At 73.2% G+C, this 14,103-nt stretch carries 14 protein-coding genes and 1 pseudogene; 12 read left to right on the forward strand and 3 right to left on the reverse strand.

The window, feature by feature from the left end:
- Both CLV43_RS45650 and CLV43_RS45655 read right to left on the reverse strand, forming a co-directional pair.
- Positions 1-1,026 (reverse strand): annotated as a pseudogene (locus CLV43_RS45650) (hypothetical protein); the annotation flags it as partial.
- Positions 1,023-1,613 carry an RNA polymerase sigma factor gene (locus tag CLV43_RS45655; protein WP_106196829.1) on the reverse strand — a complete coding sequence of 197 codons (591 nt, stop codon included), beginning with the start codon at positions 1,611-1,613 and terminating at the stop codon, positions 1,023-1,025. The pseudogene CLV43_RS45650 and the gene CLV43_RS45655, both read right to left, overlap by 4 nt.
- Positions 1,614-1,752: 139 nt before the next feature.
- Here CLV43_RS45655 and CLV43_RS48330 point away from each other — a divergent pair, with 139 nt between their 5' ends.
- From CLV43_RS48330 to CLV43_RS45680, 6 genes are all read left to right on the forward strand, one after another.
- The gene (locus tag CLV43_RS48330; protein WP_170156304.1) at positions 1,753-1,902 is read left to right on the forward strand and encodes a hypothetical protein; all 150 of its coding nucleotides are present in this window, start codon (positions 1,753-1,755) and stop codon (positions 1,900-1,902) included.
- 87 nt (positions 1,903-1,989) lie between these two features.
- Complete coding sequence (gene def / locus CLV43_RS45660; RefSeq protein ID WP_106196830.1) at positions 1,990-2,535, forward strand: peptide deformylase; 546 nt, start codon at positions 1,990-1,992, stop codon at positions 2,533-2,535.
- Between the two features lies 1 nt (position 2,536).
- Entirely contained in the window at positions 2,537-3,466 is a 930-nt protein-coding gene (fmt, locus tag CLV43_RS45665) for a methionyl-tRNA formyltransferase (RefSeq protein WP_106196831.1), read from the forward strand.
- Positions 3,463-4,908, forward strand: a complete 1,446-nt coding sequence (locus tag CLV43_RS45670) for an RsmB/NOP family class I SAM-dependent RNA methyltransferase (protein WP_106196832.1) — start codon at positions 3,463-3,465, stop codon at positions 4,906-4,908. The genes fmt and CLV43_RS45670 overlap by 4 nt, the downstream gene beginning before the upstream one ends.
- Before the next feature lie 10 nt (positions 4,909-4,918).
- Complete coding sequence (locus CLV43_RS45675) at positions 4,919-5,458, forward strand: flavoprotein (protein ID WP_106196833.1); 540 nt, start codon at positions 4,919-4,921, stop codon at positions 5,456-5,458.
- Positions 5,459-5,533: 75 nt separating this feature from the next.
- On the forward strand, positions 5,534-8,032 hold the full coding sequence (locus tag CLV43_RS45680; RefSeq protein WP_106196834.1) for a helix-turn-helix transcriptional regulator: 2,499 nt from the start codon (positions 5,534-5,536) through the stop codon (positions 8,030-8,032).
- A 647-nt stretch (positions 8,033-8,679) separates the two neighbouring features.
- Here the strand turns inward: CLV43_RS45680 and CLV43_RS45685 are convergent.
- Positions 8,680-9,366: an SDR family NAD(P)-dependent oxidoreductase gene (locus tag CLV43_RS45685; protein ID WP_106196835.1), complete on the reverse strand. Its 687-nt coding sequence runs from the start codon at positions 9,364-9,366 to the stop codon at positions 8,680-8,682.
- A gap of 201 nt (positions 9,367-9,567) precedes the next feature.
- On the opposite strand from CLV43_RS45685, the gene rpe reads away from it, so the two are divergent.
- From rpe to CLV43_RS45715, 6 genes are read left to right on the forward strand one after another with little or no spacing between them, the layout of a single operon-like run.
- Positions 9,568-10,230, forward strand: coding sequence for a ribulose-phosphate 3-epimerase (gene rpe, locus CLV43_RS45690; protein ID WP_211304889.1), 663 nt, complete (start codon positions 9,568-9,570; stop codon positions 10,228-10,230).
- Positions 10,227-11,237 (forward strand): bifunctional diaminohydroxyphosphoribosylaminopyrimidine deaminase/5-amino-6-(5-phosphoribosylamino)uracil reductase RibD, encoded by a 1,011-nt coding sequence (ribD, locus tag CLV43_RS45695; protein WP_106196837.1) that lies wholly within the window; start codon positions 10,227-10,229, stop codon positions 11,235-11,237. Before rpe ends, ribD begins: the two co-directional genes overlap by 4 nt.
- A 9-nt stretch (positions 11,238-11,246) precedes the next feature.
- Entirely contained in the window at positions 11,247-11,888 is a 642-nt protein-coding gene (locus CLV43_RS45700) for a riboflavin synthase (RefSeq protein ID WP_106196838.1), read from the forward strand.
- On the forward strand, positions 11,885-13,150 hold the full coding sequence (locus CLV43_RS45705) for a bifunctional 3,4-dihydroxy-2-butanone-4-phosphate synthase/GTP cyclohydrolase II (protein ID WP_106196839.1): 1,266 nt from the start codon (positions 11,885-11,887) through the stop codon (positions 13,148-13,150). The genes CLV43_RS45700 and CLV43_RS45705 overlap by 4 nt, the downstream gene beginning before the upstream one ends.
- The gene (gene ribH / locus CLV43_RS45710; protein WP_106196840.1) at positions 13,147-13,617 is read left to right on the forward strand and encodes a 6,7-dimethyl-8-ribityllumazine synthase; all 471 of its coding nucleotides are present in this window, start codon (positions 13,147-13,149) and stop codon (positions 13,615-13,617) included. Before CLV43_RS45705 ends, ribH begins: the two co-directional genes overlap by 4 nt.
- Entirely contained in the window at positions 13,614-14,069 is a 456-nt protein-coding gene (locus CLV43_RS45715) for a PH domain-containing protein (RefSeq protein ID WP_425445812.1), read from the forward strand. The genes ribH and CLV43_RS45715 overlap by 4 nt, the downstream gene beginning before the upstream one ends.
- Positions 14,070-14,103: the final 34 nt, after the last annotated feature.

A 14,103-nucleotide genomic window follows, 5' to 3' on the forward strand; every position in this document is an offset into this window, starting at 1 on the left:
CACACCCCCCTCCGTGAACACCACCTTCCCCACCCCCGCCCGCAAACTCCCGGCCAGCACCACGTCCCCTCCCACACCCCCCGACCGGTACATCACGTCCACCGCCCCCTCGGACACCCCCAACGCCCCATCCCTCCCAACCCGAACCCCCACCAACTCCCCACCCCTGAACTCACAAAAAGCCATCCGCCCACCACTCCGAATCACCTGCACCCCGACCTCCCCCTCCACTCCCACGACAACCCCCCACCCCGCGGGATCCGAAGGCTCCGGCACGTCCACCATCCACCGATCCAGGCACGCGGCCATCCGGTTCCCCGGCACCCCCGGATCCCCCACCCCACTGGGAAAAACCCACCTCACCACCGACCAGTCCCCAGGCAGATCCCCCTTCACCACCTTCATCGTCCGGGGCGCCCACCCCCCGGACCCGAACTCCAGCGCGTCCACCTCCCGCCCCGACCGCACCACGAACCTCCCGTCCGGCAACAACGCCACCACCGCGTCCAGCGCCCCCGCGACCACCGTCCCCTCGGTGTCCGAGAACTTCACCGACGTGGACCCCGCGGGCGCCTTCCCGATGGTGAGGTGACCGGGGGTCTGCCACAGGACCACCCCGTCCCCCACCACCACGGGGTCCTTCTTCGCGGACGTCCGCACCGACGCGTACGTGAGCTCGCAGAACTCGTTCACCGGACTCACCACGATCCGCCGCCCCCGCATGACGACGGTGTAGTCCGGCCGCCAGTCCACCCCGCACCGCGCCAGGTCCTCGTCCGTCGTCGCCTCGGTCGTCACCGAGTCCGCGGGCACCGGTGTCCACCCGGCCGCGGGCGGGTGCTCACCGCCGACGGAGCGGGCCACGACCACCCCGCCCGCGGCGAGCAGCACCACCGCCGCGGCGACCAGCAACGGCCCCCGCCGGGAGGACCTGTCCCGCCGTCCTCGCATCACCCGGTCCCGCATCCGCTCCCGGACGTCGTCCGGCAGTTCGCGGTGGGCAGGCACCGGCAGCACGTCGTTCATCCCATCTCCTCCAGACTCGCCCGCAGCCGCCCCCGCGCCCTCGAGATCCGCGACCGGACGCTCGCCTCGGCGAGGCCCAGCACCACGGCGGCCTCGGCCACCGGGACCTCGCCGATCAGCACCAGCTCCACCGCCTCCCGCTCGCCCTTGGGCAGCCTCGCGACTGCGGCCATGACCGACCGCAGCTCGCGGTCGTTGTCGACGGAGGTGGCCACCTGGTCGGCGTGGTCGCGCACGGTGTCGTCGAGCGGGACGCGCCGCAGCAGCCGCCCGAACCGGGTGGTGCGCCGGAGCTCGCCCGCCGCCAGGTAGCCGGTGACGGTGTAGAGCCACGGCAGGGCGCTGTCCCGCACGAGCTTCACGGCGTGCCTGCGCCGCCACGCGGTCAGGAAGGTGCCCGACGTCAGGTCCTCGGCCGTGGACCACGAGCCGGTCAGCCGGTAGGCGTGGTTCCACACCGCCTCGGCGTGCCGGTCGTAGAGCTCGCCGAAGGCGTCGTCGTCGCCGCGCGCCCACAGCTCCGCGTCGGTGTCGGCCCTGCCCGCCAAGGTGGTCGCCCCTCGTCGGCCGGATCTCGTCAGCCTCATGCCAGTAGGTGTCCGCGACCCCTCGGGGTGTTGCGCGGGTCCGTACGACCTGGGGATGAGAGTGGACCACTACTCCGAGTGGACGCGCGCGGACGTCCCACCGGGGGACCGTGGAGGCACCAACGAAGAGGAGCAAGCCATGGTCGCCACCACGATCGCCACCCCGCACACCCCCGCTGTCGTCGTCGTCGCCGCGGCCCGCGGCGTCGTCACCGTCGCCCGCTTCCTCGGCCACTTCCTGCTCGCCCTGTTCGGCGTCGCCCTCCTCGGCACGGGTCTGGACCACTGAGTCCCCGCGGCCCCGGCCGAGGGAGCACGTCGGACCCGCCGTCCGCACTCTCCTAGACTGGACGTCTGCCCAGCGCGAGGAGTGTGCGTGACCGTCCAACCCATCCGGCTGTTCGGCGACCCGGTGCTGCGCACGGCCGCCACCGAGGTCACCGACTTCGACGCCGAGCTGCGCATCCTGGTCAAGGACCTGTGGGACACGATGACCGAGGCGGGCGGCGCCGGCCTGGCCGCGCCGCAGCTGGGCGTCGGCCTGCGGGTGTTCACCTACCACGTCGACGGCTTCGCCGGACACCTGGTCAACCCCACGTGGACCGTGGTCGGCGAGGAGTTCCAGGACGGCCCCGAGGGCTGCCTGTCGATCCCGGAGATGCGCTGGGACTGCCGTCGTCACCTCGACGTCGTCGCCAAGGGCTGGAACATGCACGGCGAACCGGTCGAGGTCGAGGGCACGAACACGCTGGCCCGCTGCATCCAGCACGAGACCGACCACCTCGACGGCGTGCTGTTCCTGGACCGGCTCGACGCCGAGACCCGCAAGCAGGCGATGCGCGAGATCCGCCAGGCCGAGTGGTTCGACGGAGGGGTCCCGATCCTCAAGCAGAGCCCGCACCCCCTGTTCGGGGGGAAGTGACGTGCGACTGGTCTTCGCCGGCACGCCCGAACCCGCCCTGCCCTCGCTGCGGGCGTTCATCGAGTCGTCCCGGCACGAGGTCGTCGCCGTGGTCACCCGCCCCGACGCGCCCGCGGGCCGCGGCCGCCACCTGGAGCGCTCACCGGTCGGCGCGCTGGCCGACGAGCACGGCATCGAGGTGCTCACGCCCGCCAAGGCGAGCGACCCGGAGTTCCAGGCCCGGCTCAAGGAGCTGGCCCCCGACGTGTGCCCGGTGGTCGCCTACGGCGCCCTGCTGCCGCAGTCCGCGCTCGACATCCCCGTCCACGGCTGGGTGAACCTGCACTTCTCGCTGCTGCCCGCCTGGCGCGGCGCGGCCCCCGTGCAGGCGGCCGTCCGCAACGGCGACGACGTCGTCGGCGCCTCCACGTTCCGGATCGTCAAGCCGCTCGACGCGGGCCCCGTGTTCGGCACGATCACCGAGGAGGCACGACCGCGCGACACCGCCGGTGAGCTGCTGGCCCGGTTCGCCGAACGCGGCGCGGCCCTGCTGCTGGCCACCGTCGACGGCATCGAGGACGGCACGCTGCGCGCGGTCGAGCAGCCGGAGGAGGGCGTCAGCTACGCCCCCAAGATCACCGTCGAGGACGCGCGGCTGGACTTCACCGCGCCCGCGCTCGCGGTCGACCGGCTGGCGCGCGCGGTGACCCCGGACCCGGGAGCGTGGGCGGAGTTCCGCGGCGAACGCCTCAAGCTGGGGCCGGTCACGCCGGTCGACGTCGAGGACAAGCCGGCACCGGGGGAGATCCTGGTGCAGCGCAGGCAGGTGCTCGTCGGCACCGCGACCACACCGGTGGCGCTGGGCGACGTGCAGGCACCGGGCAAGAAGCGAATGGCCGCGACCGACTGGGCGCGCGGCGTCCGGGTCGAGGCCGGGGAGCGGATCTCATGAACGGCAATTCCTCCTCCCGACCCTCGCGACCCTCACGGCCGCGCAAGCCCGCGCCGCCGCGTCGGCGCATGGGCCCCGAGCGTCCCCCCGTCGAGGACCCGGCCAGGCTGGCCGCGCTCGACACGCTGCGCGCGGTCCGCCAGCGCGACGCGTACGCGAACCTCGTGCTGCCGAAGCTGCTGCGGGAACGGCGGATCACCGGCCGCGACGCCGCGCTGGCCACCGAGCTCGCCTACGGCTCGGCACGCGCGCAGGGCCTGCTCGACGCGGTGATCGGGGCGTGCTCCGACCGCGCGCTGTCCGATGTGGACGGACTGCTGCTGGATGCCCTGAGGCTGGGCGCCTACCAGCTGCTGCGCACCAGGATCCCGGCGCACGCCGCGGTGGCGTCCACTGTGGACCTCGTGCGCGGCGGGCAGGGCTCGGGTGCCGCGGGGTTCGTGAACGCCGTGCTGCGCCGGATCACCCAGCAGGACGAGGCCGCGTGGATCGACGAGCTGGCCCCGGACCCGGACACCGACCCGATCGGCCACGTCGCGCTCGCCAACGCCCACCCGCGGTGGATCGCGCAAGCGTTCGCGGAGGCGCTGGGCAGCCGGGACGAGCCGCTGCGCGAGGCGCTCGCGGCCGACGACAGCCGCCCCGAGGTGCACCTGGCCGCCCGACCGGGCGAGGTGAGCGCGGAGGAGCTGGCCGCCATGACGGGCGGCGAGGTCGCCCCGTACTCGCCCTACGGCGTGCACCTGGAGTCCGGCGCGGGCGACCCCGGCGACCTCGACCCGCTGCGCGAACACCTCGCCGTCGTGCAGGACGAGGGCAGCCAGCTGTGCGCGGTGGCCCTGACCAACGTGCCCGTCGAGGGCAGCGACGAGCGCTGGCTCGACCTGTGCGCGGGCCCTGGCGGCAAGGCCGTGATGCTCGGCGCGCTGGCGGCGTTGAACGGCGGCACGCTCGACGCCGTCGAGCTGGCCCCGCACCGCGCGGAGCTGGTCCGCAAGGCGACCAAGGGCCTGCCGATCACCGTCCACGTCGGCGACGCCCGCGAGACCGAGCTGCCCGAGGGCGGCTTCGACCGCGTGCTGGTCGACGCCCCGTGCACCGGGCTGGGCGCGCTGCGCCGCAGGCCGGAGGCGCGCTGGCGGCGGCAGCCGTCGGACGTGGCCCCGCTGACCCGGTTGCAGCGCGAGCTGCTGACCAAGGCGCTGAAGCTGGTCCGTCCGGGCGGGGTCGTGGCCTACGTCGTGTGCTCGCCGCACCTGTCCGAGACGGTCGGCATCGTCGCGGACGTGGCCCGGCGGACCGGCGCGGAGCGGTTGGACACCAAGGAGTTCTTCCCCGGCGTCCCGAACCTCACCGACCCGCACAACGTCCAGCTGTGGCCGCACCTGCACGGCACCGACGCGATGTTCTGCGCGCTGCTCCGGCGGCCCGCGGAGGGGTGAGCGGCGCCCCGTGGACGGTGGAGTGCTGGGCCTGGTCGCGTCAGGCGGAGGTGGGGTCGAGCGGTGGTTGCGCACCGGCCTCGCCGCGCCCGCGGCCGAGCGCGGCTGGCGGCTGGCGGTCACGCTCACGCCGACGGCCGCCCGCTGGCTCGACGAGGCGGGGGAGCTGGAGGAGCTGGCCGCGCTGACCGACCTGCCGGTGCGCTGGACGTCCCGGCTGCCCAGCGAGCCCAAGCCGCACCCGCCGCCGGACTGCTTCGTGTTCGCGCCCGCGACGGCGAACTCCGTGGTCAAGCTCGCCCTGGGCATCTCGGACAACCAGGCGCTGACCGTCCTCAACGAGGCCTTGGGGCTGCCGGACGTGCCGGTCCTCGTGCAGCCGCAGTCCAACGAGGCGCAGCGGCGGCACCCGGCGTGGGCCGGGCACCTGGCGACCCTGCGCGCCGCCGGTGTGCTGCTCGTCCCCGAGGGCGGGCCGGGGCCGGTGCTGGCCGAGCTGGACCGCGTGCGGCGGGCGATGATCTTGCCGACCGGGTCGGACCTGGTCTGACCGGGCCGTTCGGCCATTAGAAGTATTCATCCGGGTCGAATTGACACGCACCTGACGGGCGTTGCAGGGTGCACCGTGTCGAAGGTCTGCGGGCGTGCGCGTGAGCTGGACTCGGTGCGCCGTTTTCTGCTCGCGGCCGACGCCGGTTCGGGTGGGGTGTTCGTCATCGACGGCCCGCCCGCGACCGGCAAGACGTTGCTGCTGCACGAGGCCGTGCGGCTGGCCCGCGGGCAGGGCCTCCCGGTCGTGCTGGTCTCGGCCGCGTCCGGTGACCTGTTCGGCGGGTCGTCCGATGTGGACGCCGCGCTGGCCGACGACAGGTCCGCGCTCGTCGCGATCGACCACGCCCACCTCGACCCCGCCGGTGTCCTGGCGTTGCTGCCGAAGCTGCGCGACCGACCGCTGTCGCTGCTGATGGCCATGAACGGCGCCACCGCGGGCCCCGAGGTGCAACGGGCCGTCGGGGCGCGCGCGGAGGTCGTCGTCGTGGGGCCGGTCGACGACAGCGTCGTCGACGAGATGGCCCACGAGCTGCTCGGCGCCGTCCCGCACCCGGACCTGCGCGCGCTGATCGCCGGCGCGGGCGGCAACCCCCGGCTGGTCACCGAGCTGGTCGAGGGCCTGCGCGAGGAGGGGCAGCTGGAGCTGCGCGGCGGTGTCGCCCACGTGCGCGGCGGGTGGCTGCCGCAACGGGTCGCCACGCTGGTCCGCGACCGGGTCGACGTCCTGTCGGCCAAGGCCACCCAGCTGCTGCGGGTCGCCGCCGTCGTCGGCCGGTCGTTCCTGCTGCACGACGTGGCCACGATGATGAGCGAGACGACCGCCTCGCTGCTGCTGGCCGTGGACGAGGTGTTGGACTCCGGGCTGCTGGTGCCGGTGCACGAGCGGCTGGAGTTCCCCAGCGACCTGGTGCGGCGCGCGGTCGTCGAGTCCATCCCGCGGTCGATCCTGCACGCCCTGCGCCACGACGTCGCCGTGCTGCGGCCGCCGTTCACCGTCGAGCCCACCGCCCGCCCGCCGCTGCCCACCGACGTCGGCGCCGACGTCGTGCATGGTGTCCGCACGCTCGCCGCGAGCGGCAGGCTCGGCTCGGCCATCGCGCTGGCTCGCGACACCCTCGCGCAGCGCGTGTCCCCGACCGTCGCGGCCGAGCTGCACTGCGTCCTGGCCGGGATCCTGCTCGCCGACGGCCGCCCCGGCGACGCCGTCGTCGAGACCGACCACGCCCTCACCATCCCGTCCCTGACCGGCCCGTTGCGCGGTCTCGCCGCCGCGGCCAGGCTGCTCGGCCTGTACTTCGCCAACGGCAGCCGCGTCCGCGAGCACGCGCTGTCGCTGCTGACCGTCCGCGACCGCGACCCCAGCGACGCCGACGCCGTCATGGCCGCGACCGTCCACTCGTGCCTGGAGTGGAACGCGGGCAACCTCACCGAGGGCGTCTACTGGGGCCGCGAGTCGACGAAGTGGCCGCCCACCGGCCCGTCCGCGTGGTGGTTCGCCCACACCCCGGTCGCCTACGCCCTGAAGCTCGCCGCGCTCGGCGAGTTCACCGAGGCCGAGGAGCTCCTGCTCGGCGACGGCCCCGACACCGACGAGGCCGTCACCAGCGGCGGCCCCGCCGCCCGCCTCATCGGCCGCTCCCGCGTCCTCCTCCAGGCGGGCCGCCTCGGCGAAGCCCAGGCCGCCGCCCAGGCAGGCCTCGCCATGGCCCACGACCGCGGCCTTCGACTGCTGGTCCCGCTCGCGTCCACCGTCCTGGGAACCGTCGCCATCCACCGCGGCGAGTACGACCTCGCCGCCGAGCACGTCCGCCGCTACCGCGGCGACCTCGCGGGCGGCGAGGCCGTCCTCCACTCCGGCCAGTACGACTGGGTCGAACTCCTCCTGGCCCACGCCCAGGGCGGCCCCGCCCGCGCCGCCGAGCTCGCCCGCCTCCGCGTCGCCGAGGAGAGCTCGCTCCGCCGCATGCTCATCGAGGAACCCGGCGCCGCCCCCTGGCTAGTCCGCCTCGCCCTCACCGTCAGCGACAGCCGCCTCGCCACAACAGTCCTCGCGGGCGCCGACGACCTCGCCGTCAACAACCCCGGCTACAGCTCCGTCTCGGTCTCCGCCGCCCACGCCCACGGCCTGGTGGACCGCGACATCGACGCTGTGTTGAATTCGGCAGGCCGCCACCGCCACCCCTGGGCCAAAGCCTGCGCCAACGCCGACCTCATGGTCCTCTTCACCGACCGAGGCGAACCCCGCGAAGCCGAACTCCACCTAGCCGTCGCCCGCCGCATCCTCGAACGCATGGGCGCTGATGGCGAAATCGCCCGCCTACGCACCAAACCAGACGAACCACCCCACCCCCACCCCACCTCCACCCAGGACTGGCACCGCCTCTCCGAACCAGAACGCGACATAGCCCGCCTGGTCGGCGCAGGCCTCACCAACCGCCAAGTGGCCAAACAACTCTTCCTCTCCCCCCACACCGTCAACTACCACCTGCGCGGCATCTTCAGAAAACTCAACATCAACTCCCGCGTCGAACTGGCCAGACTCGCCCACGAACAAACCACCACCCGCTCCTGACCGGGGCAAGGTGCCCGATGCGAAGCGAGGGAACGGGGGGTTGCCGGGAACGGGGGGGTTGCCGGGAACGGGGGGGTTGCCGGGAACGGGGGGTGGCCGGGAACGGGGGGTTGCCGGGAACGGGATAGCGAGGGCAGGGGATGCGGAACCGGCGCAGCCGCCACCTCGCATCCGACGCGGAGCGCCCACCCCGCTTGCCCGACGCGCAGCGAGGATCCCCACGACGGGCGAAGCCCGCCAGCGCGCATCCGGCGCGAAGCGCCTGGGGCCTTGTCCGCAGCGCAGCAAGGATGCCCGAGTCAGGCGAAGCCTGATGCTTGAGTCGAGCGGAGCTCGATGTCTGGCGAAGCCAGATCCCCTCCCGCCCCCGATACACAGCGCCCTCCTGCCTTGCCCATGTTTGTCAAGATGACTTTATCGTCTTGACAAACATGGGCAAGGCATTGAGACAATCGCGCGCCGGGGGCTGGGCTTCCCCAGGGGTGGGCATCCCAGAACGTGCCGCGATCAGCCCCACGACCACACCAAACCAGGCGTCCCCCACCCGTGAAGACCCCCCGATACACACGCTACCCACGGGGTACGACATTTCCCGGCCAAAGCCAGATCCCCCAGACCCAACCCAGGACCCTGAGCACCCCCAGTGCTCAGGCCCCCACAGCCGCCCCACCCACATACCCCGCCAACCCCGACACCCCAGCCAACACAGCCGCCACCACCCCCGCCACACCAGACGCCTGCCCCACCTCATCCACCGGCCTCAACACCGGCCCCTCCACCGGCGACACCACCGAGCAGCGCACCCCGAACCGCGCCACCTCCGCCGCCAACCCGTTCACATAAGCCGTAGCCGCCGCCTTCGACGCCGCGTAAGCCGCCAACCCACCCTGGTGCGCAACGGGCGACGCCGCGATCGTCACGATCGCCCCGCCCCGGCGCGGCACCATCCGCGCCGCGGCCGCCCGCGACAGGTGGAACACCGCGTGCGCGTTGACCGCGAAGCTCTGCGTCCAGTCCTCTTCCGTCAGCCCCACGGCGGATCCCGTCCGGACCAGGTCGGCCGCGTTCACGACGATGTCGATCGGTCCGACCTCGCGTTCCACCTGGTCCACCAGCGACTCCACGGCGGGTCCGGAGGCGATGTCGACCTGCCTGCCCGCGACGCGCAGCCCGCCGCGTTGCAGGCGTTCCACCAGGTCGCACAGTCCCCGCCCGTCGCGGTCGACGGCGGTCACCGCGGCACCTCGTGCCGCCAGCGCGGTCACCACTTCGGCGCCGACGGCACCGCACGCCCCGGTCACCACGGCGGTCTTGCGGTCGAACTCCCGGTTCATCACAGCCACTCCCAGATCAAGCCCCCTCCTCGACGGTATGCGCAGGCGCGCGCAGGCGGAACTACCTGTGTGTGTAGTGCGCGCCTCGTGGAATAACCGCAGGTCACAGGTTTTCTGACACTGATACAGCACGAACGAGTAGTCCCGGACCGCGGGAGGACCGGGGGGTACCTAGACTCCTGTCCCGTGGTCCACCAGCCGATGATCGCCCCGAGCATCCTGTCCGCCGACTTCGCCAACCTGGCGCGCGAGGCCGCCGCCGTCACCGGGGCGGAGTGGCTGCACGTCGACGTGATGGACGCGCACTTCGTGCCGAACCTGACACTGGGCCTGCCGGTGGTGAAGTCGCTGCTCAAGGCGACCGACATCCCGTTGGACTGCCACCTGATGATCGACGACCCGGACCGCTGGGCGATCGGGTACGCCGAGGCGGGCGCGCACAACGTGACGGTGCACGTCGAGGCCGCGGCGGACCCGGTGCAGCTGGCGAAGAACCTGCGCGCGGCGGGCTCGAAGGCGGGCCTGTCGATCAAGCCGGGCACGCCGCTGGAGCCCTACGTCGAGGTCCTCAAGCACTACGACACGCTGCTCGTGATGTCCGTGGAGCCCGGCTTCGGCGGGCAGTCGTTCATGGTCGAGGTGCTGGACAAGGTGCGCACCGCGCGCCGGCTGGTCGACACCGGCCACCTGAGGCTGCTGGTCGAGATCGACGGCGGCATCAACTCCGACACCATCGCCGCCGCCGCGGAGGCCGGTGTCGACTGCTTCGTCGCGGGGTCGGCCGTCTACGACGCCGAGGACCCCGGCCGCGCGGTCGAGGCGCTGCGCGCGCTGGCCGCCGCGAGCTCGCCGCACCGCGGATGAACGTCGAGCAGGCCATGGCGCTCGCGATCGGGCGCAGCGAGTCCGTGCGCGGCACCACCAGCCCCAACCCGCCGGTGGGCGCGGTCGTGCTGGACGCGCACGGCGAGGTCGTCGGCACCGGGGCGACCCGGCCGCCGGGCGGGCCGCACGCCGAGGTGGTGGCGCTGGCCGAGGCGGGGGAGCGGGCCCGCGGCGGCACGGCCGTCGTGACCCTCGAACCCTGCTCGCACCACGGCCGCACCCCGCCGTGCACGGGCGCGCTGCTCGCCGCGGGGATCGCGCGCGTCCGCTACGCCGTGCCCGACCCGAACCCGCTCGCCGCCGGGGGAGGGGCGGTGCTGCGCGCCGCCGGGGTCGACGCCGAGGAGGGCCCGCTGGGCCTGGAGGTCGCCCGCGGCCCGCTGCGCGCGTGGCTGCACTACGCCCGCACCGGCCGCCCGCACGTGACCTGGAAGTACGCCTCGACGCTGGACGGCAGGGTCGCCGCCGCCGACGGCACGAGCCGGTGGATCAGTTCGGCGGAATCCCGCCAGGAGGTCCACGCACTGCGCACGAAGATCGATGCCATCATGGTCGGCGGCGGCACCGTCCGCGCCGACGACCCCCGGCTCACCGCTCGGGGAATCCCGGTGGAGCGCCAGCCGTTGCGGGTGGTGGTGGGCAAGGGGGACCTGCCGCCCGGCGCCAGGGTGCTGGACGCCGAGGCGGAGACGGTCCACCTGCGCACCCACGACCCGGACGAGGTGCTCGCCGGACTGGCGGGTCGTGGGGTCGTGGACGTCCTGCTGGAAGGCGGTCCGACCCTCGTCGGGGCGTTCGTCGCGGCGGGCCGGATCGACAGGGTGTTGCTGTACGCGGCACCGAAGCTGTTGGGCGCGGGTCCGATGGCGTTGGGTGAGTCCGGGGTGGCGACCATCACCGACGCTGTCGGGCTGGTGGTCGAAGAGGTCAGTATGTGCGGGCCGGACGTGCGGATCTCCGCCGTGCCGGCGGTGGTTAGCGGCTGAGGAGGAACGGTGTTCACCGGGATCGTCGAAGAACTGGGTGAGGTCGTGCAGGTCACCGACCTGCCCGACGCGGCACGTCTGACCGTGGCGGGCGAGCTGGTCACCAGCGACGCCAAGCACGGTGACTCGATCGCGGTCAACGGTGTGTGCCTCACCGTCGTGGAGGTCGCCGACGGCTCCTTCACCGCGGACGTCATGCGCGAGACGCTCGTCCGCAGCAGCCTCGCCAAGGTCGCCGCGGGCGACCGGGTCAACCTGGAGCGCGCCGCCGCGGTCGGCCAGCGGCTCGGCGGCCACATCGTGCAGGGCCACGTCGACGGCACCGGCACGGTGCTGGCGCGCGAGACCACCCCGCACTGGGAGATCGTCCACATCGGACTGCCGCCCTCGTTGGCGCGCTACGTCGTGGAGAAGGGCTCCATCACGGTCGACGGCGTGTCCCTCACCGTCGTGACCGTCACCGACGACGAGTTCACCGTCAGCCTCATCCCGACCACGCTGGAGCTGACCACGCTGGGCAGGCGCGGCGTCGGCGACCCGGTCAACCTCGAGGTCGACGTGCTCGCCAAGTACGTGGAACGCCTCACCGCACCGCACCTGCGCCACAATGCACCCACGCCCGGCGCCGACCAGGAGGTGACCCGCTCATGAGGGACTTCTCCGACATCGAGCAGGCGATCAAGGACATCGCGGAGGGCAAGGCCGTCGTCGTCGTGGACGACGAGGACCGCGAGAACGAGGGCGACCTGGTCTTCGCGGCCGAGATGGCCACCCCGGAGCTCGTCGCGTTCGTGATGAACGAGTGCCGCGGCCTGCTCTGCACGCCGATGGAGGCGGAGGCGCTGGACCGCCTGGAGATCGGCCAGATGGTCTCCCACAACACCGAGCGCATGGGCACCGCCTTCACCGTCTCCGTGGACGCCCGCGAAGGCGTCACGACCGGCATCTCGGCGTCCGACCGGGCGCTGACGATCCGCACGCTGGCCGACCCGACGACCACGGCGTTCGACGTCGTGCGCCCCGGCCACGTGTTCCCGCTGCGCGCCAGGGAGGGCGGCGTCCTGCGCCGCCCCGGCCACACCGAGGCCGCCGTCGACCTGGCCCGCATGGCGGGCCTGCACCCGGCGGGCGCGATCTGCGAGATCGCCAACGCCGACGGCACCATGGCGCGGATGCCCGACCTGAAGGTCTTCGCCGAGAAGCACGGCCTGACGCTCATCTCGATCGTCGACCTCGTCGCCTACCGCAGGCGCCACGAGACCCAGGTGGCGCGCGTCGCCGAGGCCCGCATCCCGACCGCGCACGGCACGTTCACCGCCGTCGGCTACGACAGCCTGCTCGACGGCATCGAGCACGTCGCACTCGTCTACGGCGACATCGGCGACGGCGAGGACGTGCTGGTCCGGGTCCACTCCGAGTGCCTGACCGGCGACATCTTCGGCTCGCTGCGCTGCGACTGCGGCCCGCAGCTGGACGCCGCCCTGGAGGCCGTCGCCGCGCAGGGCCGCGGCGTCGTGCTCTACATGCGCGGCCACGAGGGCCGCGGCATCGGCCTGATGCACAAGCTGCAGGCCTACCAGCTGCAGGACCAGGGCGCGGACACCGTCGACGCCAACCTCCAGCAGGGCCTGCCCGCCGACGCCCGCGACTACGGCACCGGCGCGCAGATCCTCGCCGAGCTCGGCATCAAGTCCATGCGGCTGCTGACGAACAACCCGGCCAAGCGGGTCGGCCTGGAGGGCTACGGTCTGCGCGTGATCGACCGCGTGCCGCTGCCCATCTCGCCGAACCCGGAGAACCTCCGGTACCTGCGCACCAAGCGCGACCGGATGGGCCACGAGCTGCACCAGCTCGAGCAGTACGAGGCGCAGCGCGCGGGCATCGCGGCTGCCGGGACGGAAGGCCAGGAATGAGCGGCGAGGGCAGGCCGGAGATCGACGTCCCGCGGGGCGAGGGCCTGACACTGGCCATCGTCGCGACGCGGTGGCACACGAAGATCACCGACAACCTGGTGGCCCGCGCCGTCGAGGCCGCCGCCAAGGCGGGCATCGACGAGCCGACGGTGATCCGGGTCGCGGGCGCCGTCGAGCTGCCCGTGGTCGCGCAGGCGCTGGCCCGCACCCACGACGCCGTGGTCGCCCTGGGCGTGGTCATCCGCGGCGGCACCCCGCACTTCGAGTACGTGTGCGACGCCGTCACCGCCGGCCTGACGCGGGTGGCGCTGGACGAGTCCACCCCGGTCGGCAACGGCGTGCTCACCTGCGACACCGAGCAGCAGGCACTCGACCGCGCCGGGTTCCCCGACTCCGCGGAGGACAAGGGCGTCGAGGCCGTCTCGGCCGCGCTCGACACCGCGCTGGTCCTGCGGGGACTCGGGTGAGCGCGCCCGTGACCGACAAGCGGGTCGTCGAGTTCCGCCCCAAGCGCATCCGCCGCGTCACCGCCGTGTGCGCGGTCGTCCTGGTCGCCGTGTTCACCGTGGTCGGCATCCTGCTCGGCGACACCCCGACCGGCGTGATCTTCCGGGTGTCCGACCAGATCGCCATGGTGTGCCTCGGCGTGCTGCTCGCCTGCGGCGTCCTGCTGCTGGGCAGGCCCAGGGTCCGCGCCGACGCCGAGGGCATCGAGGTCCGCAACGTCGTGACCGCGAACCGTTACTCGTGGCAGGACGTTCTGCACGTGAGCTTCCCTGACGGGGCTTCGTGGGCGAGGCTGGAGCTGCCCGACGACGAGTACGTCTCGGTGATGGCCGTGCAGGCCGTCGACCGCGACCACGCGGTCGCCGCGGTTCGGGCGCTGCGGGACCTGCACAAGGCCGCCACGGCGGGGTGAAGGTTGTGAGCTGGAGGTGTTCGAGCGGTTGAGG

Origin of the sequence: Umezawaea tangerina (genome assembly GCF_003002815.1) — a bacterium.
Taxonomy (GTDB): Bacteria; Actinomycetota; Actinomycetes; order Mycobacteriales; family Pseudonocardiaceae; genus Umezawaea; species Umezawaea tangerina.